The organism is Bacteroidota bacterium, assembly GCA_020402865.1.
GTDB lineage: Bacteria > Bacteroidota > Bacteroidia > Palsa-965 > Palsa-965.
This window is the reverse complement of record JADBYT010000010.1, coordinates 84,207-110,547: the sequence shown is the minus strand read 5'-3', so window position 1 is coordinate 110,547 and position 26,341 is coordinate 84,207. Positions and strand designations below refer to the sequence as shown.

The following is a 26,341-nucleotide window of genomic DNA, read 5'->3' as shown; positions in this document are numbered from 1 at the left end:
AATATCCGTTACTTTCTGCAAATTCGCTAATTACTTTACCGCCACCCCTGTTATCTGAACATGAAATCTGAAAATGCCCAAGCGCCGCCTAAACGATTGCTGAGACTTTTAGCAATCTTACTTTTTCTGCTGCTTAGTTTGCCCGGCCTGCAGCGCTGGCTGCATCTGAGTGAGGAGCGTGAGCTTGACGGGTACTCGCCGCGTGTAGCCGAAAATCCGGAGTTTACGGATACCGGGTGGTTTGCAGGCTCGTTTCAGCAACAAAAGGGCGAATGGCTCAATCAAAATTTCGGATACAGAAATACGTTGTTGCGGCTGCACAATCAGATTGGTTATTCGTGGTGGAATCATTCCTATACCAATGCGGTGATTGTGGGGAAGGAAGGTTATCTGTTTGACCAGACCTACATTGATGCGTGGACGGGAAAAGATTTTGTGGGTGAAGAAAAAATTAAACGTCAGGCCGGAATGCTGCTGGAAGTACAGCAAAAGCTGGCGGCACGGGGTACCACGCTGCTGATTGTGATGGCGCCGGGCAAAGCGTCGTTTTTCAATTCTTTTATACGTGAAGAGCCTGAATTGCGCAAGCGTAAAACGATACGTAATTACGACACCTACGTTGCGCAATTCCGTAAGCGGGGCATTGAGTTTATCGACGGGAGAAACTGGTTTGAGCAATGGCGGCAGACTTCGCGGTATCCGCTGTTTCCGAAATGTGGCATACACTGGAGCACCTATGCCGCCACGTTTGTAGCCGACAGCGTGAGCCGCCGTCTCGGGCATTTGCGTGGTACAGTGCTGGCGCCTTTGGTGGTTGACCGGATCGTGTTTGGCGATTCGGTAAATCTCGTGGACAGCGATGTGGGGCGCGGGATGAATCTGCTTTTCGAGCCAGAAGGTTTTCCAATGGCTTATCCGGTATATCATTTTGAGGAGGCAAAAAGCACCGAAAAGCCTTCGCTGCTTGCTATTGGCGACAGTTATTTCTGGACACATGATCCGGGCCGTTTCAATGGTACGGTGTACAGCCAGACTGATTTCTTTTATTACAACCGCGACTGGCATCCGTTTGGTGGTGCACAGCGAAAGGTGATTGAGGCAGATGCACTCAGGCAGGCGCTGGCACATGACGTGGTGGTGATTTATTGTACGGATGCCAACCTTGATGAATTCGGCTGGGGATTTATTGAGCAGGTGTATGCACAGCTGCAGGCCGCACCCGCGCTTCCGCAAATTGCTGAAAAAGAAAAACCGAAAGGACTTTCGCCTGCTTTTGCAAAAACTATTCCGCCCGATGTGGCGAAGATGATGATGGCCATCAGAGGCAACCCCGACTGGTATGCTACAGTAGCGGAGAAAGCAAAGCAGAAAGGTATTGCAGCCGATTCAATGCTTTATCTTGATGCGCGGTTTATGATTGACGAACAAAAGAAAAAGAAGTAGCATGGATTTTCACAAGGCGCTTTTTCTTACCGTCTTTCTGCCGCTGTTTCTGCTGCTATACGGCATTGCTGACCGCAAGTTTAAAAATGCGCTTTTGCTTGCTGCCAGTTTGTTTTTTTATGCCTGGTGTGAGCCGGTTTTTGTTTTTGTACTGGTAGCCACTACATTTTTCGATTTTGTGCTGGTACGCATCATGGCACGGCAGGAAGGCGTGCGGCGAAAAGTTGTGCTGGCTGTTTCCCTGTGCATGAATCTTTCGCTGCTGGGCTGGTTTAAATACCGGCTGTTTTTTGTATCGCTTTTTGGCGGCACAGTTACTGCACAGGATGAAGCGTTGCTGCTTGTTGCATTACCACTCGGAATTTCGTTTTATACGTTCGAAACAATTACCTATCTGCTTGATGTTTACCGGCGCGAACAACAGCCGCTGAACCGTTTCGGTGATTATCTGCTTTACATTCTGCTTTTCCCCAAACTACTTGCCGGGCCTATTATCCGATACGGCGAAATAGCTTCGCAGCTTCAGGAAAGAAGTGCGCAGGAAACACTCGAAAACAGACTTGGCGGATTTTACAGGCTTTGCATTGGTCTGGGGAAAAAAGTGCTTATTGCTGATCAGCTGGCGTTGTATTATACCGACTACACACTTACCGGGATTGATTTTCATACGCTTGGTGCGGGAAGTGCCTGGCTGGCGCTGCTGGCCTGCTTTTTCAGAATGTATTTTGATTTTTCGGGTTATACGGATATTGCGCTGGGGCTGGGGCGGATTTTCGGATTCAGGTTACCTGAAAACTTCAATAACCCGCTGCTTTCGCCAAATATTACGGAGTTTTGGAAACGCTGGCACATGACGCTCACGGCCTGGATGCGTAATTACCTCTATATCCCGCTGGGCGGAAGCCGTGGAGGAAAATGGATTACCTACCGGAATCTGGGAATTGTGTTTCTGGTAAGCGGATTGTGGCATGGTGCGCACTGGAATTTCCTGCTCTGGGGCGTATTTCACGGCTTGCTGATTATTGGTGAGCGTGTGGTGAAATTTCGGATGCCGCGTGTTTTGGGAGTTGTGTTTACAATTGCAGCCGTGTCTTATTCCATGTCGTTATTCTTTATTCAGGACTTGGATAAAATGCTTCAGTTTCAGCAGGCCTTGTTCGGGTTTAATTCGGCCACTCTTTCACACTGGCCCCGCACCGAATTCTGGCTGCCTTTTGCAGCTGCAGTTTGCTTTTCGTTTTTTGCCTGCACGCCGTTTACAAAACGTGTGCAGGATACGGTGTTTACAGGTTATCCCTCTTCGGCCGGACATATTTCACTTGCACTGATCAGCGCGGTTTTGTTTGTGCTTTCGCTGAGTTACAGTGCTTCGGTAAATTACAATACGTTTGTTTATTTCCGTTTCTGATTCACGTTTCGTGTAACTGCAAATACTTTTTGCTCCTGCGCATCATAGGCATGCGTATCGAAACGGGTTGACTGAATGACTTTACCTTTTTCATCCACAACCACCGCATTAAATCCGCGGGCATTGAGCGAGTGTTCGGTGCCGTTTACTTTAATCACCGACCAGTTTCCGCTGTTGTTGCCGCACGAACGCAGAGCTACATGGTATGCGCCGGTTTGAAGGTTGACAGCAGCAGAGTCGTTTTGCTCGAATTTTTCGGCAGCTAATTTCCCCTGTCTGATGATAAGCGTGTAGCCCTGTCTGAACTTCAAACTGTCGGGCGATGCGCCGATGCTTTTCAGGTATGCTTTTGTTTCTTCTGAAAGGCTGTTCATGCCTTCGTCGCGAATGCTGAGCAGAATGGTTTCCGTGGTATGCGCCTGAAGCCATTTTCCAAGCGTGGGCTGGTTTTGTGGCTGCAAGATGCTGTAATAATCCATACTGCGTATTTGCTCGTAGTTTTTCGGTGTAATCCAGAATGTATCAATTCCGGCACTTTCAATGCTGTACAGATTATTGTGGAATTTTGTATCGGATGAATAATTCCACCGCTCGAAAATATTTCGCGTGATATTGTCAGGCTCACCGAAAAGCACGTGGCTGCCGGGTTTGATAAGTTTCAGATACGGATCCAGTTCCCCGCCGAGTTCAATTTCACGTTGCTTTATTTTATTGCCGGTTTCGCTGGCAAAAAGCTGGCTGTGTTTCCAGTTCCAGATATAGTAACCGGGCATATCATCAATATTTGGCGAATTGTTCCAGAGCAGTGTTTGCGGGTTATACATGCCCTGTGCGGTATGAATAAATACGCTAAAAAATCCAAACACGGCCAGACCGGGAATAAAGCGCCTGAGTTTACCCTGTAGTTGCCATTCGTGTATGGTTAATGCCAGCATTACAGCCAGTGGTGGCAAGGCATCGGTAAGCAGGCGGGGCCCAAAACACCAGCCGCCCCACCAGTTCCGCTGTGTGGCCGCCAGTACAACCTGAAGCAGTAGCCAGCCTGCGGCCGCCAGATAGAAACGGTTTTTTCGCAACGATGCATTGAATAGTCCGCCAAAGGCAAAGAGCAGAACCGGCGTAAATACAAACAATCCCCGCGCCGGACTGAAAAGCATTGCCAACAGTCGTGTGGTGATGGAGGAATTTGCAAACGAATAGCTTGTCCAGAAAAACGGATTATAGTAAGGAGGTACAAACAATTCGAACGTGCGCTCAGAAATAAGGACAAAAAGCAGGAACCAGGCCAGCAGCACACCGGCATATACAAATATGTTTTTGCGGCTGCGCCAGAATACCCATGCTGTAACTAATGCCGCCAGTCCGATTGCCGAAGGCCGGCAGATCCAGGCCATAAATACGAGTGTAGCCAGTAGGGCTGGCCGCACTTTTTCAAGGCCATTCAGTTCGGCTTTTACAATGATGTGTACCAACAGCAGTACGGCAATAATTTCGTAGTTGAAACTCCACAGTGCCGTACCCACACTGCTCATATACGCAGTGCCGAAGGCAAAGAATACGGCTACTGTAAAAGCAATCATTTCACCAGTAAGCAACGCAAGCAGCCGGTGAGTAAGCAGAAAAATGAATACTGCCGTAATCGCGGCCAGCCACGTTTGCAGCCACGCATCATGCGCCGCAATGCTCATGTCGAGCCCGAATACATTGGCTGCCGCCACCACAGGCACACTGATAAATGCGCTGCCCAGCGGATAAGAATAATAAATGGTTTCGTTGCGCTGGCGGTTGGTATATTTCCAAGTCCCGTTTGCAAACTGCTCAGGTGTGGAAGAAACTTTATAGCGGTATAAATTGATACTGCCGTGCTGCGCAATCGACTGGGAAGTAAGTAACGTAAGCTGCGAATCGCTGAAGGTATAATTGAGTTTCGCGCACCAGATGGTGAAAAACAACAGTACCGATGTGAGTATGCGCGCTATGGTAAACGCAGGAACAGGTAGCGACATGTTTCAAATGTAATGGAAAATTTTTTCCGCAGATAGTTTCCCGTTAAATGGCCGTGCAGTGCTACTATACCTGCAAAAAAACGACCCGGCAGATTTTCGGCCGGGTCGTGCAGGTATGGATTTGTGTTTTATTTTTCAATCAACACTTTCTGAACGGAATTGCCTATGCGTACAAAGTACATGCCAGCCGGCTGGTTTTCGAGATTGATTGGTACAAGGCCCTGATTGGTTTCACGCGTGCTGTACACGAGATTGCCAAGCACATCGGTTACTTCAATTGTGGTATTGGTTTGACTGAGTTGTACGGTGAAAATGCCCTGACTTGGATTTGGCATAATTACAAACGAAGCGGTGTTGTTTTCGGTAAAACCAATGCCTGAACATATTTCGACTATAATAGTAACGGAAGACGTTCCAGAACAGCCGGCGCTGTCGGTATAGGAATAGGTTAATGTATAGGTTCCTGGACCAAATGACGGATCAAACTGGTTTCCAATAACTGATGTTCCGCTGTATATTCCGCCAGACGGAGTACCCACAAGAATTACATTAGAATCACTTTGGCAAACAGTATCTGTGCTTGAGGCACTGATGGTAGTAAGTGTTACCACCGGGCTGTTGTTGATGGTGATAAATGTACTGTCGGTATTCGAGCAGCCGTTGTTATCTGTGATGGTAAGGTAGTAGAGGCCGGTGGTATCCACAAGCAATGTATTGCCGGTTGAATTATCGCTCCACAGAAAATTGCCTGATGTGGCGTTGGTGGCAATCGTAAAGGTATCGCAGGCTGTGGTGTTTGCACTGATACTGAAATTGGGCAGCGCATTAACCGTAATGTTTACCGTGTCCGATCCCGCACAGCCATTGCTGTCTGTAACCAGCACCGATATGCTTGCGCTTGCAGTTATGAGTGCTGTTTGCGTGGTATCACCGGTGCTCCATGCAAATGCTGCGCCTGCGTTTCCTGCATCAAGTGTACCGCTGTCGCAGAAAGCAGTATCGTTGCCGATGTTTACTGTTGGGTTGGTTACATTAATTACGGCAATTCCCACAGAAGCGGAGTCGGCACAGCCGTTGAGGTCGGTTTTGATCATGTTGTACACGCCCGGTGCGGCTACAGTAATACTGTTGGTTGTAGCCGATGAAAGCGCCACTCCGTTATAATACCACTGGCTGCTCCCGCCCGATGAGCCGGTGAGTGTGGTGGTACTGTTTGGACAAACCGCAGCATTGCCTGAAAGAGAAACCACCGGTGCATTTTTCACCACAACAGTAAACTGAAATGCTGTGTCGGCAGCTACACCATTATCCAGTACTACATGCACTGTGTACGAGCCGGGTGTGTTGTAAATGTGCCATGAGCCTGAGGCTGTAGCCGCTTCGGTTGTTTGTGTGGCATCGCCCCAGTGAAAGGTTGCTAAATCGAAAAGCTGAAGATTACCCATGCCCACAAACATCGTATCCACACGCTCACAAATTGAATCAGTGCTTTGTACAAAGCTCGGCGGCATTACTATTCCGCGAAGATCATCAGGCAGTGATGCAATGGAGGGTGAGTAAACACCCGAAGTGCTTACCCGTGCAAAGGTGCTGTTGATGCTTGAGTTAATAAACTTGGTGGGGGCAACGTACATGGTGCCGAATGTTTCGCCTCCAGGTGTTCCGGTAATCGGAATGTTCACGGGTGTGTAGGCTACATTTGTAGCGGCCATTTTTTCAAACACCACAGTACCGTTTCCAGACCAGTGATAAATGAAATCATCAGCGCGGTTGTAAAGAATCACTTCGCCGTCGGCACCATTACCCATTGCATACAGCAGTGTTTTGGAGGCCGTGTTTTTGTCAATCAGATACAATGCTTCCGGTACCGTAGCACCGTCACCGGTGGCGCCCAGCAATTGCCCGTCGGCACGAAAGGTGATGGATGAAAAATTATCGCCAAGGTTTCCGATAAAACTGCATACCCCGGTAACCGGATTAATGGTAGCCAGCACGCGGCCGCTTACTGCTGAGAGTTTCAGGATGGCGTAGGTTTGATAGGTGGTCGGGTCGTAGGCCATTCCGGTAATTCCTGTGATGGTAAAAGAAGGAATAGAAGGAGCAACACGATGAACTACCGTCCACGAAGTGGTATCAATTCCCCAGAGCGAATCCTGAAACGGACTGGCTCCATAAATAATGTGAGGTGCCGAAGGTGCCTGTGCCTGGCATTTAGACGTAAAGGAAAAAAGAGCAAAAAAGCCCAGTAAGATGGCAGGTAAACATTTTGTCATGGGGTAATGGATTAGCGGTTCAAATTTAGAGCAATTGCCCGGCTTAACCACGATTATTGCCGAACAATCCATCAATATCAGGCAAAAATACCCGCTAACCAGTACGATCTCTGCGGCTAAAGTTCCTATGAATGCTGAAAAATAGCTATCATTGACAAATAATTACCCTACTTATGAATGTATTTGAAGAAGAGCGAGTTCACTCGTCCGTTCTCGCCATGTATTTTCGTTATTGGAAGCTAATTGCAATAACGGTGTTGTGTTGTTCGGTGCTGGCTTTTGTGGCGACAATGTTTATGAAAGAACGTTACCGGGCAAAAGCATCATTTTTTATACCCTACGATATTTCACTTGAAAAAACAGTTGATGATCCTAAACTTGGGTATGATACTGAGGCCGATCGTATGCTGCAAATTCTCAACTCCGAAAAACTGAAAGATTCGGTGGTAAAGAAATTTGATCTGGTGACGTATTTCAAAATTGATACTTCGGAATATATCTGGCCGCAGAAACTTACGAATAAGTACCGGCAGCGCATTTTTGCCAACCGCACAAACATTATGTCAATTGTAATTGAAGCCGAAACCTACGATCCGAAGTTTTCGGCCAGAATTGTAAATTATATTGTAGAATGCAGCGGACGAATGCGTCAGGAAATGTACAGGGTAAATACACGTCTTGCTGAAGAAGCGTTCAGGAAAGAATACGTGGCCAAACAACAGGTGGTTGACAGCCTGGCCCGTATGATTGGCGATTTGCGTAAAGACGAGCACGGTAATTATCCGCTGCTGGAGAATCTGGTTATTAACGGCAACAGCAATTCATCAAGTACGCAAAAGGAAATACTTACTCAACGTTTTATTTACGAGAATGCGCAGCTAAATGATATGCGTACAAAATACGAAACAGCACGCAATACATCTGCCCGCCCCATTCCCGGATTTTACAATATTGATCCGGCCTATCCGATCTATGAACCAAGCTATCCGCTTAAAGGATTTAATATTGCAATCGGCTTCTTTGGTTCGTTGTTTATGATTCTGGCAATGCTCTATGGCCGTTATGTGCTTCTCAAAATCCGCAAACGCGATTAGATCTTGAAACAGCTTCGCGCCATTCGATTTGAATACTGGGCTTTCGCAATCTGCATATTGCTGAGCGCAGTTTCGATGTATTCGATAGCTACGGGGCGATATGTGTGGATTTATACCTCGCTTTTTTTAGGATTTATAGCTTTTGTACTCGGTTTTTTTCTGTTGCATCGTCAGCAGTTAATCAAACTCTTATTTTTTATGGTGCCGCTTTCGGTAGGTGTGGCACTCATGGAGGAAACCGAGATACAGTTGCCCACTGAGCCTATGATCGGGCTGCTGATGATTCTGCTGGTGGCTACATCAGCCGGTTTTGCCGGATTACGGAAAGATTTGTGGAATAATGCTGTAAGCAGGCTGCTGATGTTCGAACTGCTCTGGCTTGCCGCCTGCACCATAACCAGTGAGTTGAAGCTGGTTTCGTTAAAATATACATTTATACGATCGTGTTATGCAGGTGTGTTTTTCTTCCTTGCGCTGCAATGGATGCGCAGCGAAAAGAAGCCCGAGAAATTTTATATTCTTTACCTGCTGGGAATGATATTCCCGATTATTGTTACGCTTATCAGTCATGGTCAGTTGGGTTTTTCACCCCGCACGGCCTACCACATGCCTAAGCCATTTTACAACGATCATACCGTATTTGGAGCCTGCCTTGCATTTGTGATTCCCTTTGTGGCTTTACAGGCGCTTACTAAAAGAGAAGAAGGCGAAACGCGGCAGGGAAAATACATCTGGGTATGTGTGCTTATCGCACTGCTCATTGTTGAATTTTTATCATACTCGCGTGCGGCATGGCTTAGTCTTGCGGCCTCGCTGGGCTTGCTGGTGCTGGTAAAACTGCGTACTACGGGGTTTGTTTTCCTGTTGCTGCTTCTGTTGGCTGGCGGCATTACGGTTCTGACCAGCGACTGGATTTATGAAAAAATTGCCACAAGAGAAGCTGTTAGCGGAAAGCCTGGTGATGATGTGGGGCAGCATTTGAAATCGATTACCAATTTCGAAACCGACGCATCGAATAAAGAACGTATCAACCGCTGGAAATGCGCCATACGTATGGGGTTTGATAAGCCGGTGTTTGGCTACGGCCCCCGTACATATAAGTATTATTACGGTCTGTTTCAGTTGCGCGAAGACATGACATATACCAGTACATTTAGTGGCACCAAAGGACATGCGCATTCTGATTATCTGGCGTTTTTTGCCGAGGCAGGCTGGGTGGGGCTGCTGCTTCATATTGCGTTGTTTGTGGGGGTTGTAATGAAAGGGTTGAATGTGCTTCGCCGTAATATTGTTTCGCGGCACCGGAAAATACTGCTGGCCGCATTGCTTGGGTTTTTTACCTATTTCGTACATGGTATTTTCAATGGATTTATGGAAGATGATAAAATGGCCTCACTCGTATTTTTCAGTATGGCTGTGATTGTGTTCGTGGATGAGCAAACCCGTAATCCTGAAAAGAATTATGGCGTGGTCGCAACTTGATACATTGCTGGACGGCCGTTCGCTGATCGTGGTGGATGCCGGGGCGCGAAACGGCTTTACGCTTATGCCGCAGCTGCATGCATATATGAATATGTATGCGTTTGAGCCCGATACACAATCGGTGGATACACTGCGAAAGCAGTATGCTTCGGCTCCGTTCCGGAATTCAGCTGTTTTTGATATTGCGCTTTCCGATAAAACAGGCAAAGCCCAATTTCATCAGGCACTTCATCCCAGTATGAGTTCGCTGCTTCGGTCAGCCCCTGAGAATATGCGCCGCTACACCGGCCGGATGAAAGATAGTGCGAAGTGGGTGAAAAGTATGGAGCGGGTGGCAGAAGCAGAAGTACAGGCCGAAACACTTGATAATTTTGCGGCTTCGGCCAATATCAGTTACATCGACTTTCTTAAACTCGATACGCAGGGCAGTGAACTGCGCATTCTGCACGGTGCTGCCGGTTTACTGCAGCGTAAGCAGGTAGGCATTGTTTTCACCGAAGTGATGTTCGTGCCGGTGTATGAGGGGCAACCCTGTTTTACGGATATTGACCTGTGGATGCGAAACTGCGGGTATATGCTGGTTGATTTGCGCATATACACAGACGTGCACGATTCACTGAACCGTATTACTGCCGGACGGGTAAGCGAATCGCCGCGTATTGGAACAGGTGGCGATGCCGTGTATATTCCTGCAAATGATGAATCCGTAATACAGCCGTTATCTACAGCCATCATGCTTGCAGCGCTGGGCTATTTCAGTTTGTCTGAACACATGCTGCACACGCATACACCACTTTCAACGGCAGAAACAGAAACATTGTTCCGCATCATGTCAAAGCAGCCTTTTCGTGCGCGGGTAAAGCGGGTGCTCAAACGTTTCACGCCGCCCGTTTTTCATTACTGGTACAGCCGCATCACACAATGATTCAGGAAAAGAAAGAAAACAATACCGCTGTTCTGCTTCCGCTCTGTGTGCTGCTGCTCGGGCTGGCGGCAGTATATTACTGTTACCATAAACCACTTTCCGATTTTGGTAACTACTACTACGGCGCGGCACTCATGCAAAAAAGCGATTACCGTTTGGTGTATGATGTGCATCGGTTTAATGAAGCGGTGAGTATGGCCGGCGGGAAGGATTTGTTTCTGAATCATACTACGGTTCCACCGCAAACGCCCTTGTTTTATAAACCATTCAGCTATGTGCCTGATCCTTTCCTGGCGCGTGGTATATTTAATGTGCTGGGCGTTTGCTGTTTCGCGTTTATGCTTTACAGGCTGCTCCGGCAGTATGCGGCACTGAGCTTTCCGCGCAGTATGCTGTTGCTGGCAGCAATGGCTTATCCGCTTTATCAGAATATTGCTTTCGGTCAAACTTACTTGTTTATCGCATCGTTGCTTATTGCGGCCTGGCTGGCGAATTTGCGTGGACGAGCTATACTTACCGGCTTATGGCTGGCACTGGCTGTGATTTTGAAAGTTACGCCCGTAGTGGCGCTTCTTTACTTTCTGGTGCGCAGGCAGTGGAATGTGTTTTGGTCTTTTCTGGCAGTGTACGCAGCTATTACCGGAATAGCGATTGGGCTTTATGGCACGGAGGTGTTTGAAATGTATTATTTGCATTTGCTTCCGCGTATTGCAGACGGATATATTAATGATCCGTATTCGGCCAGTTATCACGGGCTTATCGTGTTGTTGCGGCATCTGGGGCAGTATGATGCTGTGCTCAATCCGAATCCTGTTTTTACAATTTCGCCGGCAATAATTGTGCTTATTAATCTGGCGGTTTTACTGCCATTGCTGGCTGTTGCGCTTTTCAGAAGCGGTATTCAGAAGTCTGGCGAAACCGGGGCGTTTGTATTGCTGCTGTTGTTTTTGTTTCTCGGTTCGGGCTATTTCTCTACCTATTCGCTGCTCATTTTGCCGCCGTTTTTCATCTTGCATCGCCGCGGAGCAGCACCGGTTATGCAAATGCTTTTGTTGCTGATTATTTGTGCGGTTCCGCCCCGTATGTTTGAACACGCACCGGTTGCATTACAGCATTTCAAACTTTATGCGCTTGTGCTGCTGTTTGCCCTTACTGCTGCCCGCCCTGAGCGCGGTGTGCGCATGAATGCGGTAGCTGCATTGCTGTTGTTGAGTTTTGCCGCTGTGCAAATTGTCAAAGTCTTTTTACCGCACAGTGGTCCGCAGTTTGCTTATTTCAGCCGCACAATTTCTCAGCATTATGTAACTGATTATATGATTGAAGGCAATGCACTTCGAGCTACTGTTTACAACAAAGCGGGTAAAGAAAAGATTACTCTCCCGCTTGCAGCCGCAGCACACTGTGAGGTGAAATTACCAGCAAAACCTGAGTATGCAGGGCCGGGTAATGTATTGTTTAAAAATATTGTTTGTCGCAACGATTCTGTTATTTTTATGAGCGATGCAGGTCGCGGGGCAGGGTTATATCACCTTTACGCAATGCCGCGCAGTAAATTTCCGTTTCATCAGCTGAAATGAAAAACAGGTATCTGGCTTTTATGTTGCTTTGTGTGGTTGCTGCTGCTGTGCATTGTGCGCAGCCTGTATCCAACGCATCAGTGCCTGATCATACCCTGCGTTTGAAATGGATGAAGGCTTATCCTGATGAACATTGGGCCCAGGTACGCGAAGGCTTGCGCTGGACATTTTCATTTCTCGGTGCAAATTTGCCTCAAGGAAGTTTCGATAAAGCCATTCCGGTTAACGATTCGCTTGGCTTTGTGCTTGATCTTTCGCAGCTTGGTTTTTCGGCACCGGCATTAACTGTGCTCGATTCCATTATCACGAAAATAAAAACAGGCGAAGAATACCGAAAAGCCGGGAGCATTGATTTATCAAGGTTTGTAGTCTTGCTGATTGGAGTTTCTGAAAATTATTATGCCATAACCGGAGCCGAAAAAACGCTGAATGCGTTTATTAAAAAACACCAACTCGAAAAACCATTGCAGTTTGGCGTAACGCGTTCAGCAGTTGCCGCGCATCACCGGCTGGTGGAGTTTAATGGTGATACCAGCGATGTCCTCAATTTTGCTTTTCTGGCTGTGGAAAGCGAGGGCGATTTGGAGAAGGGGACTTTCAGCGCCAATGTTTTCGAGGCATTCGACATTATGCCCAACGGGCAGTTGCGGTTTTCGGTATATGATGCAAAAGGCAATTTAATAGCTGGTTCGCCCAAACATTTAGGCGAAGCCGGTAAGCCTGCAAAATGCCTCTGGTGCCATGAAATACATATTGCAGGTTTGTTTGTGCCCAATACCGCTGTAAACGGAATGCTGAGCAATGATAAATTTACGGCTTGGCGCAATGCGTTTCAGCGCAATCTCGATAAATACCGCAACACGCTGAAAGACGATCTCGACTATTCGAAAACACAAGACCACACGTTTATGGAATTGCTGTACATCAGTTTCATGGAACCATCGCTCATGCGGTTGAGCAGCGAGTGGCAATTATCGCCGTCAGCTGCACAGCAAAAAATGGGTGCTGCGCCCGATCATGTGTATGAGGAGTTTCCGCATCTCGGTGAGTTGTATTACCGGTATTATGCGGATAGTGTGGCGGGTGTGAAAGAGCTTAACGTTCCGGTTTCGGTAAGGGAATACTTGGGGGAGAAGTAATATTTTTTTGGAAAGGTCTAATTATGTAACTTTAAGTATGTTGATATCACCCTAAAGTTAATTACATCATTAGTTAATGATTAAACGGCTGCTTATTATCCTGCTCATCCTTGCTCCTGTAATTGCAGCGAGCCAGAATTATCGCCCGCTACCTGATTCAAGCGCCCACTGGCAACTTTACCGGTATGTATCTTCCGCCCCTGGCAATTGGTATATAGAATATTCATATTATCAAACAGATTCACTTGCCAGCGATACGCTGATTTCCGGAGAGCAATATTCAAAACTGTTCATACATACTTCATCAACACCATTTACAGCTTACGCGGGTTGCTACCGTACAGACACAACTGGTAAAACATGGTGGATTAATGCCCAGGACACCCTGCCTTCATTGTTGGTAGATATTGCTGTACAGCAGGGTGATACGGTGTTTAACGTATTTGGGTATGATATTACGGGTTCGCAAACTTACTATACACTTGTGGTAGATACTGTTAAGCCTTATGTGGCGTGGAATACGACGTTGAAAAGTATTTATTTAAGAAGTATTTCTCCATTTGGTGGTTACCGGTTTTTGTGGATTGAGTCGGTGGGTAGTGCGAACAGTTTTTTAAACCGAATCGGAACAGGATTGCCATCCACTGATTCTTGGTTGATATGTGCAGGGAATAATGATACGACGTGGTTTTACCGCGACGAAATGTATATCAGTCCATGGTTCGGAGATATTTTTGATACATTACCCGCAATTTCGGGGCCTTGCAGTTTGAATGCTTCTGTGTTTGTTGGTGTTGATGTGGTTGAAACGGATTATTTCCGTACTTACCCCAATCCGGCCACAACAAATTTCATCGTCGAGCCAGGCTCCGGCACACCTTCCACATTACGCATATACACACTCGCCGGCCAGCTTCTGTACGGGCAGCGCATACAAGGCCGCTCGGAAATTGAAGTGAGTGATTTGCCCGGAGGCATCTACCTGCTCGAACTGGAAACGCCGGATGGAGTTGCCCGGCAGAAACTCGTGCTGCAACGCTGAGGGGCGGAAACGTATCAAAAGGCTGCGCGAAGGGTGCGAAAACCGGCCTGAAATGCATGTTTTCCAACCGGTTTTTCTCGTATTTTTGGGGCGATGCAATTTAAAGCCGAACAAATTGCGGCACTTACCGGTGGCACTGTAGAAGGTGATGCCGGTGCAGCCGTTTCCAAACTCGCCAAAATTGAAGAGGGCGAGCCGGGTTCCATTACTTTTCTCTCGAACCCGTTGTATGCGCAGCATATCTACACCACCCGCGCCACCATTGCCATTGTAAACGCCGATTTTACGCCCGAACAGACCCTGCCCGAAACGCTTACGCTGATTCGTGTGGCCGATGCCCGCCAGGCGTTTGCCCAATTGCTGGATGCTTACAACCAGTTCCGTTTCAGCAAAACGGGCGTGGATGCTTCGGCAGTAGTGTCGGGCTCGGCCAAAATTGGCAACAACGTGTACATCGGGCCGCTGGCCGTAATCAGCGACCATGCCGTAATTGGCGATAATGCCCGCATACACGCCCATGTATTTGTGGGCGAAGCCGCACGTATTGGCAACAATACCTTGCTGCACAGCGGCGTGCGCATTTATCACGACTGTGTGGTGGGCAACGACTGCATCATTCAGGCCGGTGCCATCATCGGCGGCGACGGATTCGGCTTTCAGCCCAACAGCACCAACAACTACCAGAAAGTACCGCACATTGGCAATGTGGTTATTGAAGACAACGTGGAGATAGGCGCCAACACTACGGTTGACCGCGCCACACTCGGCTCTACAATTATCCGTCGCGGCGTAAAGCTCGACAACCTCATACAGATTGCCCACAACGTGGAAATTGGTGAAAACACCGTAATCGCCGCACAAACCGGCGTGGCGGGAAGCACCAGGATAGGCGCAAATTGCATGATTGGCGGGCAGGTGGGCATTGTGGGCCACCTCAACATTGGCAACGGTGTTAAAATTGCCGCACAGTCGGGCATTGGCGCACACATTGCCGATAACGAAATTATGCAGGGCTCACCCGCTTTCGGCATCGGCGATTACAAACGTTCGTATGTGCTTTTCCGCGGGCTGCCCGCGCTCAGCGACAAAGTAAAAGCCATTGAAAAGCTTCTCAACCTCAACGGAAAATAACAGCCTCTCACACTATACTTCATGAGCATTAAGCAACGCACACTGCAGGCATCATGCACCGTTTCGGGCGTAGGTTTACACACCGGAAAACCCGTAAACCTCACCTTTCATCCCGCCCCCGAAAATCACGGCTTTAAATTCCGCCGCATCGACCTTCCCGGACAACCGGTTATTGAGGCTGATGTGGACAATGTAACCGACACCGCACGCGGCACCACGCTTGAGAAAAACGGTGGCCGCGTAAGCACCGTGGAGCATGCACTGGCCGCTCTTATGGGTTGCGACCTCGATAACGTGCTCATGGATATTGACGGACCCGAAGTACCCATTATCGACGGAAGCGCATGGCCGTTTGTGCAGGCGCTCGAAGCCGTGGGCTTTGTGGAACAGGATGCAGAACGTTATTACTTCGAGCTGAAGGAAAACCTCACCTACGAAGATCCGGTAAAGAAGGTGGAAATGCTGGCCGTGCCGCAGGATGAATTCCGCGTAACGGTAATGGTTGATTACAACAGCGAAATCCTCGGTACGCAGCACGCCTCGATGTACAAGCTGAGCGAGTTTAACGAGAACATAGCCCGCTGCCGCACGTTTGTGTTCATTCACGAACTTGAGGCGCTGCTGCAGCATAATCTTATTAAAGGCGGTGATCTGGACAATGCCATTGTGCTGGTGGATCGCGAACTGCCTGATGAAAAACTCGACCACCTGCGCAAAGTATTCAACAAGCCCGATGTGGAAGTAAAAGGCCGTGGCGTACTCAACAATACGCAGCTGCATTACTACAACGAGCCCGCCCGCCACAAACTGCTCGACATTGTGGGCGATCTGGCGCTGGTGGGTGTACACATGAAAGTGCATATTCTGGCCGCACGTCCGGGCCACGCCGGCAATGTGGACTTTGCCCGCAAGCTCAAGGCGCTGGTGAAGAAAGAGCGCAGCAAAAAAGCAGAACCGAATTTTGATCCGCAGGCACCGGCTATTTTTGATGTGCGTGAGATCATGAAAATTCTTCCGCATCGTCAGCCCTTCCTCATGGTTGATAAGATTACCGAGATCAGCGAAACGCATGTGGTGGGTGTGAAAAACATTACCATGACTGAGTTCTGGACACAAGGCCATTTTCCCGACGAGCCGATTATGCCGGGCGTGCTGCTGGTGGAAGCCATGGCGCAAACCGGTGGCGTGCTTTGTTTGAAAACCGTGCCCGATCCGGAAAACTATCAAACGTATTTCCTCAAAATGGAAGGCGTGAAGTTTAAGCAGAAAGTGGTGCCCGGCGATTCGTGCGTGTTCAGGCTCGAACTGATTGACCCGATCCGTCGCGGACTCTGCCACATGAAAGGCACTACGTATGTAAACAACAAAGTAGTGGCCGAAGCCGACATGCTTGCACAGATTGTGAAAGTGCGCGGCCTTGAAAAGAAAGAAGCTCAACCCGCCGGTGTATGATTTCTCCGCTCGCCTACATTCATCCCGATGCTAAACTGGCAGCCGGTGTAACCGTTGAACCTTTCGCCTACATACAGGGCGATGTGGAAATTGGCGAAGGCTCCTGGATAGGGCCAAACGCCACAATTATGGACGGTGCACGCATTGGCAAAAACTGCCGCATCTTTCCCGGTGCGGTAATCAGCGCCATTCCGCAGGATCTGAAATTTGCAGGCGAGAAAACCACAACCGAAATAGGCGACAACACCACCATTCGCGAATGCGTAACGCTGAACCGAGGCACGGTTGACAAATACAAAACCGTAATCGGCAGCAACTGTCTGCTCATGGCCTACGTGCATGTGGGGCACGACAGTATGGTGGGTAATCATGTAATACTTGCCAATTCGGTCAATCTCTCCGGCCACGTAACCATCGAAGACTGGGCCATACTGGAAGGTTATGTGGGGGTGGGGCAGTTTGTGCGTATTGGTGCGCATTCGTTTATTGGCGGACAAACAGGCGTGCGCAAAAACGTGCCGCCGTTTGTAAAAGCTGCCCGTGAGCCGCTGGCTTATGTGGGCGTGAATAGTATCGGATTAAGTCGTCGCGGATTCAGCCGCGAAAGTATATTGGCCATTGAAGATGTTTACCGCACGCTGTATGTGAAAGGGCTGAATGTGTCGAATGCGGTTTCGGTAATAGAGAAGGAAGCACCGGAATCGGCGGAGAAAGAGCAGATACTTACGTTTATCCGCAACTCGAAAGACGGCATCATCCGCGGCCTTGTATAAACAGCGGGCAAAGTCCGCGGTCAAAAGTTTACATCGCCGCAGGCGATAACACAACGCTGCGGAAAGTTTATATCGCCGCAGGCGATAATAACAACGCTGCGGAAAGTTTATATCGCCGCAGGCGATAATAACAACGCTGCGGAAAGTTTATATCGCCGCAGGCGATAATAACTTTTCGCTAATCTTTCGCAAGTCTCCAGACTTGCGAATACTACCCATAGCACATCCCCCCCCAAAAAAAACTAACAGGCTCTGATAAATCCCCGCATCCCCCCCATAAACTCACTCCAAAACCTCTCACACCCCCATTATTTATATCCCGTTCGTTTACCATCCTGCTTTTATATTTGCATGGTACCAAATTGTTAACCCATGCGCGCCACACTTCGCATATCCCTTTTAACAGCTCTTCTTGCCGGTTTCACGGCCTGTTCATCAAACGGCGATACATCACTTACTGATTCCGTTACCGGACCACCGGCAATTACCGACTCAAAGCCGGCAACAGCCAGTCCGGAAAAGAAAAAAGCAGAATTTACCTGCACCCTCGGCGGCACACCGTGGAGCGGAGCCGGTTTTTTCAACTCGCACCTCTATTATGCCGGTGGCAACAGCATGTTTAATAAGCCCTATCCGCATGCCATGATTACCTTCAGGTCGGTTGATGAAAAAGACACCCGTCAGCTCAATATCGTCATCAATAATTTCGATGGTAAAACGGGCGTAGTGCCTCAGAAAAACCTCGAAATCCTGCTCACCGGCAGCCCCGACGGCGATTCGAAAAACTCCGTAATGCTGGGCAACGGCTTGAAAAATGCGCCCTCGCCGTTTACGGTTGAAATCACCAAATGGGAAAATGTGGACGCCAAAAAAGCTATTGCCTCCGGCAAAGTGAGCGGAAAATTAACCGGCTACATGGGCGATAAAGGTTCGGAAATTGCCAACGGTGTATTTACCGATATTGAAGTGCAGGTGTTTACCGAGAAATACTAACACACACAACCCGAGAAGATGAGGCCACCCCTGAAAAGCTGGCCTCATCTTTGTATTTTAGAGGGAAATTAACTCGCATGCGCCACTATACGTTTTTCGTACTTCTTATTTTCCCCTTTCTTTTTCAAAGCAGCAATCCGGCTCCTGCCCGCGTGCAAACCTGGCTCAATGGCCATGTGGAGCGCTGGGACGTGGAAATAGGCGATAAAAAAGGGGAGTTTGAAATCGGGTTTAAGAACGATCCCAACTCATGGCGTTACATTAGCGAGGGGAAAGAAGTACTGATTGAAACGTATTTCAAAGATCATTTCAATCACTGGCAGTTTACGATGGGCAGTCAGCGGTTTTATCTCGAAACACAGATGCCCGGATCGTGGACACGCTGGCAGCTTAGCGGCGATTCATTGAAGATGATGCGTATTGAAACATTTTACGGTCAAAGCTGGGACAACTGGAATTTTAACGCCGAAGCCGGGCGTTGCCAGATTTCTACGCGCATTCACAACCGGTTTGAAGACTGGGAAATAAGCGGGCCGCACGATAAACTGAGTGAGGGGGAGCGCGTGGCCGCGTTGTTTCTGCCGGTGCTCATCGGGCGCATTCAGCAAAAGGGATTGTTTACGAATTAACTGATCCTGCTTACCTTCGCCTGCGTATGCAAATTGAGTTGCAGGCCGTTGGGCGCAGGTTTAACCGCGAGTGGATTTTCCGCAATGTGAATTACACATTTGCCGGAGGCTCGCACACCGTGCTTACCGGCGGCAACGGCTCCGGAAAATCTACACTGCTTCAGGTAATTGCCGGCAACCTTTTGCCCAGCGAAGGCAGGGTGCAGCGGCAAAATACCGACGAGGCCAGTGTGTACCGCCACCTGAGCATGGCCGCGCCCTACCTCGAACTCATGGAAGAATTTACGCTGGCCGAGAGCATTGCGTTTCAGCAAAAGTTCAAGCCCTGGCGCGCACAGCTTTCCAATGCCGATGTGCTCAAACTTTCGGGCCTCAGCCACGCCGCACACAAAGCCATACGCCACTATTCATCAGGCATGAAACAACGCGCGCGGCTTACACTGGCCATTCTTGCCGATACGCCCCTGCTGCTGCTCGACGAGCCCTGCGCCAACCTCGATCAGGCCGCCATGCAATGGTATGCGCAGCTGGTTACAGCACATATCGGCAACCGCACCGTAATTGTATGCTCCAACCGCCAGCAGGCCGAGCATTTTTTCTGCACCGCCGAACTGGGCATCGAACAATTTAAACACGTGTAAACATGGCTGCCACGCCACTTACCGATGCCTGGCGCATAAACTGCCGCCACACGCTTTTCCTGCTGCACGAACTCACCCAGCAACAACTTGAGTACCGGCAAACGGCCCGCGGAAAAACCGTGGCTTCACAGTTCCGCCATCTGGGCATGATACGCAAAGCCTGGCTCGAAGTAATTGCCCCGGCTACCGGCAAAAGCATCACACCGCCCCATGCCGAAACTGTAAATGCTTCCGAAATAGCCGGTTTCCTCACTGAAACAGGCAATTTGCTGGCCGTACAGCTCGAAACTGCCGAAAAAACAGGCACACTCAAAGGCTACAAACAAGGTCCGGCTTTGTTTCTGGCTTACGCCTGCGCACACGAGGCGCATCACCGCGGACAAATACTGCTTTACCTCAAAACAGGCAAGCTGCCATTTGATAAGGTGAAAAGCTATAAACTCTGGGAATGGAAATAGCCCTATTTTGCTATCTTTGCGCCTCATTCCTATTAACGTTCAACTGATTAAACTCAATTACAATGGCAGATACCGGTGATGTAAGCCTCGGTACGTTCCTCCGCTACAATGGCGAACTCGTTCAGGTTGTAGAATGGCAGCACAGAACGCCCGGCAACCTTCGTGCTTTTTATCAGGGCAAAATGCGCGTGCTCAGCAACGGAAAACTCGTAGAAAACCGTTTCCGCTCCGGCGAAGGCGTTGAGATTGTGTATGTAGAATATCGCAACCTCCAGTTCATTTACCCCGAAGACAATAATATTGTCCTCATGGATAAAGACACCTTTGAGCAAATTTATCTGCCCAAAGACATGATTACCAGCGGCCTCGAATTCCTCAAGGAAGGTATGGACGTAAAAGTATGGTTTGAAAGCGAACAGCCCATTTCGGCCGAAGCACCCAACCATGTGGAACTCCTCATCACCTACACTGAGCCCGGCCTCAAAGGCGATACCGCCACAAACACCCTCAAGCCCGCTACAGTAGAAACCGGCGCAGAAGTACGTGTGCCGCTCTTCTGCTCAGAAGGCGACATGATCCGCATCGACACCCGCACCGGCGCGTATGTGGAGCGTGTAAAACAATAATTGCGTCGCACCCCGCATAAAAAAGTCCGGCCACAAGCCGGATTTTTTTATGCAACAATAGTTCTCATCGCCGCAGGCGATAGAAAACCAGCTGCCCCAGCTGCCCCCCGGCTGCGCCCGGTTTAGTTGCCAAAGGCAACCAAACCGGGCGCAACATTTTGTCAAGTCTCCAGACTTGACAACACCAAGCCTGCGCAGCAGCATTATGCTGCAAAAAGTTTACATCGCCGCAGGTGATAGAAACTTTTCGCTAAAATGAAGCAAGTCTCCAGACTTGCGAAACGGCGCATGTGGCCTGGCTGGCATTTTGGGGTGGGTTTGTTATTTTGTGCTTTTTGTCCTCAATCTCCGCCCTGCATCATCCATCGTGCAGATCCGGGAATCGGAGGCTGGGAGCGGCCCGCCTGAATTCCAAAATTCCGTTCGCTCCGGTCTTCACTGCAAGGCTTCGCCGGCATTTGCCACAAAACAGCATCTATACAGGCTCAGGCTTTCCGTTCAGCCCGGGCTATAAATTCATACCGCTTTCCCTCCGTTCAAACCTTCCGGCTTCGTACCTTTACCTGCAATGAAAATTACACCGCACACCCTGGCCGATGTGGCCGCACTGCTCAGCGCCGAGTATGCCGGCCCGGCCAATTTGCCCGTTACCGGTCTCAACGAAGTACACATGGTTGAACACGGCGACCTCATGTTTGTCGATCATCCCAAGTATTACGACAAAGCATTGAGCAGCGCAGCCACCACTGTGCTCATCAACAAAAAAGTAGATGCGCCCGAAGGCAAGGGGCTTATTTTCTGCGACGAGCCGTTTACCGCCTTCAACACGCTGGTGCGTCATTTTCAGCCGCTCAGCTACTCGCTCAAACCCGTAAGCGATACCGCAGTAGTGGGCGAGGGCACCGTGCTGCATCCGGGCGTGTACATTGGCAACAAGGTAACCGTAGGCCGCAACTGTGTGCTTATGCCGGGCGTGGTGCTTTACGATAATGTTGTAATCGGCAACGATGTAATTATCCATGCAGGCGCCATCATTGGCGGGCATGCGTTCTACTATAAAAAACGCGCTGATCATTTCGAGAAACTGCAAACCTGCGGCCGCGTGGTCATTCACGATCACGTGGAAATTGGCGCAGGCTGCACCATTGATGCCGGTGTTACCGGCGACACCGTAATTGGCCGCCATACTAAGCTCGACAATCAGGTGCATATCGGCCACGATACGGTAATCGGCGAAATGTGTTTGCTGGCTGCGCAGGTGGGCATTGCCGGTGTGTGCCGCATTGGCAACCGTGTTACACTCTGGGGCCAGGTGGGCATTGCCAGCGATCTGGTGATAAACGACGGAGCCGTGGTTATGGCACAGTCGGGTGTAACAAAAGATATTCCAGCCGGTTCCGTGCAGTTTGGCTCGCCGAGCGACGATTCGCGGCAGCGCCTGCGCGAAATGGCCAGCATGCGCCAGCTGCCGGGGTGGATTGAGAAATTCCGCAAAGCCGGACTGTAATCCGGCCTTTTCTGAATTTATTCCGGCCATTTGTCGGTTAAACTCAGGTATTTGTCTAATTTTAGCATCTCCCCTGCTCAGAAGCTGGTAAATTTAGCATGATGGTAAAGAACAGCAGAGGCAGTGTTGGGCTCAGCGCCAAGCGTATTAAGGATTTTAAACTTAATGCGCTGCTTGAAGTTACCAACTCCATCAACAACAACGTTTCAACCTCCGAACTGCTCACCACGTTCGAGTCAATTGTGCGTGATAATCTGAACATCGGCAAACTGGTGCTGTTCAGTTTCGACGGACAGGGCTGGCGTTGCCTGCTTCAGTTCGGGGTTGATAATTCGTTTGCCGATATTGATGTGGCCAGCGAATTTGCCGGTATTACCGATATACGTACCATCGACATTGCCGCGCATCCGCTTGAACGTTCGTTCGAAATCATTATTCCGGTTTACCATAAATCGCTGCCGCTGGCTTATGTGCTGGTGGGTGATATTGATGAGGATGAAAGCGGAATGAGTGCGGCCATCAAGCATTTGCCTTTTGTGCAAACGCTTACCAACATTATCGTGGTAGCCATTGAAAACAAGAAGCTCGCCAAAGACAATATCCGGCAGGCTACCATGCGCCGCGAACTCGAACTGGCCTGGGAAGTACAGCGCCAGCTTTTTCCCGAAGAGCTTCCCAACGACGAGCAGTTTGATATGAATGCCGTGTATTTGCCCCACCTTCAGGTTGGCGGCGATTACTACGATTTTGTGCGCATCAACGAAAACGAGGTGGCGCTTTGCGTAGCCGACGTGTCGGGAAAAGGCGTGCCGGCCGCGTTGCTTATGTCAAACTTTCAGGCAAATATCCGCGTGCTGCTTCAGTATATGCCTGATCTTACCGAGCTTGTGCGCGAACTCAATACCAAAGTAAACCACAGTGCCAAAGGCGATCGTTTCATTACGCTGTTTGTAGCCAAGTACAACCTGGTTACACGCGTAATGCACTACATCAACGCCGGGCACAATCCGCCCATTCTCATCGCGTCCGACGGTGTTACGCAGCTTACCATTGGCTGCACCGGTCTGGGCATGGTTGATGAGTTGAGTAAAGTGAAAGAAGGTATTCTCAACATCAGTCCTAACTCCATGCTGTGCTGCTATACTGACGGGCTGGTGGAGCAAACAAACGAGGCTGGTGAAGAATTTGGTATAGAACGTCTGCAGTACCTTGCATGGGAGGAGCACGAGCTAACGCCCAAAGATTTCAATGCCATGCTGCTCAATCAGATTGAAGCGCACAAGGAGCATCTGAACTACGTAGATGATATTGCGCTGTTTACCTGCAGATTGCACTAACGGGCATCGGTTTCCGAAACCTCATTCTCTTTTTTCTCAGGCACCAGCCAAATATCAGCTGCCACCAGCATGGCTGCAAAGGCCCAGAACGGAATGGCCGCTTTGTCGGTATCCAGAAAGTTGTTGAGCGTGCCGTGAATGAAATACGTAACCAGCCCCAGCAGCACAGCCAGCAGCACCGAACGCATTTCGCCGGGCTGCATGCGGTGGTAAAGCCGCCAGCCGGTCCATATTATTGTAATCACCACACCCAGCATCGACAAAAGTCCGAACACACCGCTTTCGCAAAGCGGGCCGATGTATTCGCTGTGTGCATTACCGAGGTCGCCGGCGTTGGTGCTGATGATTGTTTTTTCGCCCGAAAGCTGAAACGGAGCATACTGAAAACTGTATGTGCCCGGTCCCCAGCCGAAGAACGGACGCTCATCGAACATGCGCATGGCCGAACTCCAGCGGTTGAGGCGTTCGAGGTTGGACGCGTCGGTAGAAATGTTGGAAATGGATTCAATGTGCTCGGCCAGATCATCGGAAGTGTCCTGCCTGTTTTTTTCGAGCTTCATTACAATATCCGTCCACGAAAAAAGCAGAATGGCAATGGCCGTAATGACTACACCTGCAATGTATATAAACCGGATGCGCAGGCGCAGAATAATAAACAGAAAGAGCGCACCGATAAGGCTCACCCACGCTGCGCGGGTATAGGAGAATACAAGTGCCGTAGTGAAAATGAGCAGCAGCAGCCCGGCAATAATGCGCAGGTTAATTCCGTAGCGGCGGCTCATGGTAAATGCAATGATGGCCGGATAAAACATGGCCAGCGCCGCGCCGTATGCGGTGTGGTCGTTGTAGAAGGGCGACATTACCCAGTGTGCGGAATCCTGATCGAAGCCGTAGAGCGAGTGGTTGAAAATGGTGTAGCCGATAACAATGGTAAAAGGCAGAATATAGAGCCAGAGAAAACGGCGCACATTGCTCATGTTGCGGAACAGCTGCACACCAAGAAAGTAAAACGGCACCACAAACCACAGGCGGGCAATGAAAAATTTGAGCGATACAAGCGGCATTTCACTGGTCATAGTGGTTACCGCAATCCAAGCCAGATTAAACAATATGGCCATTGTAACCGGATGCACAAGGAAACGCCGGTCGAATTTGCCCTGCTGTATAAACTTCAGCAGCATGAGCATGAGAATGCCCGCCAGCAAAGGCTCTACCGGCAAGCTAAGCCCGATACGGATATCCTGATCGGCCAGCACAACCGAAAGCGGCGTAAGAAACACGCAGATCAGGAGCAGTTTATCGAGTGCAAAAATGGCCAGAGCGGCCACCAGTAATACCGCCGGAAGCAGGTTTAGCCAGTAAAATTCATTGAGCATGCAAACCGTATTGGCCGCCAGAAAAATGGCACACCAGCCATACACCCACCAGAGCGTGCGCTTGTTGGCTATGTGTGTATCAGGCTGCATGCGCGGGTGCTTTTGTTTTTTTATCGAGCAATAGAAAAAGCAGGAAGCCGAAGAAAAGTGCCGAGCAGGTGGTTACAACCACAATGAGCCAGCGCACGGGATAGGATTTCGAATCGGCCGGGTAGGGCGAGGCCACCACGTTTGAATAGGTGAGCTCTTTGGTAAGGTCGCTCAGTGCGCGGTCGTATTCGGAGCGTACATTACCATAATCTTTGCGAAGCTGTGCAAGCTGGTCGCTATACCAGAGCAGATCACCGCCTTTGCGGCGCAGGTTGTTGTAAAGCGTATCAGCCTTGGCATTGCGGCCGTCGTTTTTAAGAATGCCGCGTGTTACCTCGCGCGCCTGTCCTTTATAATCGAGCAGGCCGTAGTTTTCGCGCAGCAACTGCATTTCTTTTTCCATCGTGTCAATCTGCATCTGCTTTTGCAGCAACTGACCTTTAAAAATGTTTACTACTTCCTGTGTTTTTTCGCGCTGCAGGCTGCGTGCTTTCACATTTACAAACCCGATCAGCGCCTTCACCATTGCACAGGCCGAATCGGGATTGGTATCGTAAATGTAAATCTGTACCGATTCAAATTCTGTTTTACGCACTTCTACGTTTTCATCGTAAGCAGCCAGCAAACGGGCTTTCCCGGCCTTTACAGTGGTATCAATAGAATAGGCTTTCGAAAGATTAAAACGCCGTACCATCATCTGGCGCACATCGGTAGAGTTGAACAATTGCAGCAATTGCTCCGAAGGAGTTTCGCTTGAATAAGGGATAATATTTACCGGATAAACCACCGCCATTGATTTATAGCGTGGTTTGATAAATGTTTCTCCCGAAAAAACAAAGCTGCATACGGCTGCCAGAGCACCAATAATGCTAAGGTGCAAAAAACGCTTACGGGCTATCTGTAGCAGGCCGGATTGCTCGAAAAGGTCTGACATTTTTG

General features: G+C 49.3%; 22 protein-coding genes. 18 read left to right on the top strand and 4 right to left on the bottom strand.

Translation table 11 applies throughout. The features are described from left to right. Positions 1 to 60 precede the first annotated feature (60 nt). Together IM638_08500 and IM638_08495 are read left to right on the top strand one after the other, a co-directional pair. Positions 61 to 1,443 (top strand): hypothetical protein, encoded by a 1,383-nt coding sequence (locus IM638_08500; GenBank protein ID MCA6363066.1) that lies wholly within the window; start codon positions 61 to 63, stop codon positions 1,441 to 1,443. 1 nt (position 1,444) lies between these two features. Further along, positions 1,445 to 2,851, top strand: a complete 1,407-nt coding sequence (locus IM638_08495; GenBank protein ID MCA6363065.1) for an MBOAT family protein — start codon at positions 1,445 to 1,447, stop codon at positions 2,849 to 2,851. Here IM638_08495 and IM638_08490 read toward each other — a convergent pair. Together IM638_08490 and IM638_08485 are read right to left on the bottom strand one after the other, a co-directional pair. After that, positions 2,836 to 4,857 carry a hypothetical protein gene (locus tag IM638_08490; protein ID MCA6363064.1) on the bottom strand — a complete coding sequence of 674 codons (2,022 nt, stop codon included), beginning with the start codon at positions 4,855 to 4,857 and terminating at the stop codon, positions 2,836 to 2,838. The genes IM638_08495 and IM638_08490 overlap by 16 nt on opposite strands. A 128-nt stretch (positions 4,858 to 4,985) precedes the next feature. Continuing rightward, positions 4,986 to 7,130 carry a T9SS type A sorting domain-containing protein gene (locus IM638_08485; GenBank protein ID MCA6363063.1) on the bottom strand — a complete coding sequence of 715 codons (2,145 nt, stop codon included), beginning with the start codon at positions 7,128 to 7,130 and terminating at the stop codon, positions 4,986 to 4,988. Between the two features lie 296 nt (positions 7,131 to 7,426). On the opposite strand from IM638_08485, the gene IM638_08480 reads away from it, so the two are divergent. From IM638_08480 to IM638_08405, 16 genes are all read left to right on the top strand, one after another. Next, entirely contained in the window at positions 7,427 to 8,224 is a 798-nt protein-coding gene (locus IM638_08480) for a hypothetical protein (GenBank protein ID MCA6363062.1), read from the top strand. 3 nt (positions 8,225 to 8,227) lie between these two features. After that, complete coding sequence (locus IM638_08475; GenBank protein MCA6363061.1) at positions 8,228 to 9,706, top strand: O-antigen ligase family protein; 1,479 nt, start codon at positions 8,228 to 8,230, stop codon at positions 9,704 to 9,706. Beyond that, positions 9,687 to 10,631 (top strand): FkbM family methyltransferase, encoded by a 945-nt coding sequence (locus tag IM638_08470; GenBank protein ID MCA6363060.1) that lies wholly within the window; start codon positions 9,687 to 9,689, stop codon positions 10,629 to 10,631. The genes IM638_08475 and IM638_08470 overlap by 20 nt, the downstream gene beginning before the upstream one ends. Then, a complete protein-coding gene (locus IM638_08465) occupies positions 10,628 to 12,208 on the top strand; it encodes a DUF2029 domain-containing protein (GenBank protein ID MCA6363059.1) in 1,581 nt (526 codons plus the stop codon). The genes IM638_08470 and IM638_08465 overlap by 4 nt, the downstream gene beginning before the upstream one ends. Next, entirely contained in the window at positions 12,205 to 13,347 is a 1,143-nt protein-coding gene (locus tag IM638_08460) for a hypothetical protein (protein MCA6363058.1), read from the top strand. The genes IM638_08465 and IM638_08460 overlap by 4 nt, the downstream gene beginning before the upstream one ends. 76 nt (positions 13,348 to 13,423) lie before the next feature. Beyond that, on the top strand, positions 13,424 to 14,389 hold the full coding sequence (locus IM638_08455; GenBank protein MCA6363057.1) for a T9SS type A sorting domain-containing protein: 966 nt from the start codon (positions 13,424 to 13,426) through the stop codon (positions 14,387 to 14,389). A gap of 93 nt (positions 14,390 to 14,482) precedes the next feature. After that, positions 14,483 to 15,520: a UDP-3-O-(3-hydroxymyristoyl)glucosamine N-acyltransferase gene (gene lpxD / locus IM638_08450; protein ID MCA6363056.1), complete on the top strand. Its 1,038-nt coding sequence runs from the start codon at positions 14,483 to 14,485 to the stop codon at positions 15,518 to 15,520. Between the two features lie 21 nt (positions 15,521 to 15,541). Beyond that, complete coding sequence (locus IM638_08445; GenBank protein MCA6363055.1) at positions 15,542 to 16,972, top strand: bifunctional UDP-3-O-[3-hydroxymyristoyl] N-acetylglucosamine deacetylase/3-hydroxyacyl-ACP dehydratase; 1,431 nt, start codon at positions 15,542 to 15,544, stop codon at positions 16,970 to 16,972. Next, positions 16,969 to 17,745 (top strand): acyl-ACP--UDP-N-acetylglucosamine O-acyltransferase, encoded by a 777-nt coding sequence (gene lpxA, locus IM638_08440; protein ID MCA6363054.1) that lies wholly within the window; start codon positions 16,969 to 16,971, stop codon positions 17,743 to 17,745. Before IM638_08445 ends, lpxA begins: the two co-directional genes overlap by 4 nt. Positions 17,746 to 18,117: 372 nt before the next feature. After that, positions 18,118 to 18,738 (top strand): hypothetical protein, encoded by a 621-nt coding sequence (locus IM638_08435; protein MCA6363053.1) that lies wholly within the window; start codon positions 18,118 to 18,120, stop codon positions 18,736 to 18,738. Between the two features lie 77 nt (positions 18,739 to 18,815). Continuing rightward, positions 18,816 to 19,367, top strand: coding sequence for a hypothetical protein (locus tag IM638_08430; protein MCA6363052.1), 552 nt, complete (start codon positions 18,816 to 18,818; stop codon positions 19,365 to 19,367). A gap of 26 nt (positions 19,368 to 19,393) precedes the next feature. Beyond that, entirely contained in the window at positions 19,394 to 20,008 is a 615-nt protein-coding gene (locus IM638_08425) for an ATP-binding cassette domain-containing protein (protein MCA6363051.1), read from the top strand. Positions 20,009 to 20,010: 2 nt separating this feature from the next. Further along, entirely contained in the window at positions 20,011 to 20,466 is a 456-nt protein-coding gene (locus IM638_08420; protein MCA6363050.1) for a hypothetical protein, read from the top strand. A 62-nt stretch (positions 20,467 to 20,528) separates the two neighbouring features. Beyond that, the gene (gene efp / locus IM638_08415; GenBank protein ID MCA6363049.1) at positions 20,529 to 21,092 is read left to right on the top strand and encodes an elongation factor P; all 564 of its coding nucleotides are present in this window, start codon (positions 20,529 to 20,531) and stop codon (positions 21,090 to 21,092) included. Between the two features lie 568 nt (positions 21,093 to 21,660). Continuing rightward, complete coding sequence (locus IM638_08410) at positions 21,661 to 22,599, top strand: UDP-3-O-(3-hydroxymyristoyl)glucosamine N-acyltransferase (protein ID MCA6363048.1); 939 nt, start codon at positions 21,661 to 21,663, stop codon at positions 22,597 to 22,599. Positions 22,600 to 22,697: 98 nt separating this feature from the next. After that, positions 22,698 to 23,936 carry a PP2C family protein-serine/threonine phosphatase gene (locus tag IM638_08405; protein MCA6363047.1) on the top strand — a complete coding sequence of 413 codons (1,239 nt, stop codon included), beginning with the start codon at positions 22,698 to 22,700 and terminating at the stop codon, positions 23,934 to 23,936. On the opposite strand, the gene IM638_08400 is transcribed toward IM638_08405, so the two are convergent. Together IM638_08400 and IM638_08395 are read right to left on the bottom strand one after the other, a co-directional pair. Then, on the bottom strand, positions 23,933 to 25,402 hold the full coding sequence (locus tag IM638_08400; protein MCA6363046.1) for an O-antigen ligase family protein: 1,470 nt from the start codon (positions 25,400 to 25,402) through the stop codon (positions 23,933 to 23,935). The genes IM638_08405 and IM638_08400 overlap by 4 nt on opposite strands. Beyond that, positions 25,392 to 26,336, bottom strand: a complete 945-nt coding sequence (locus IM638_08395; protein MCA6363045.1) for a hypothetical protein — start codon at positions 26,334 to 26,336, stop codon at positions 25,392 to 25,394. The genes IM638_08400 and IM638_08395 overlap by 11 nt, the downstream gene beginning before the upstream one ends. Positions 26,337 to 26,341: the final 5 nt, after the last annotated feature.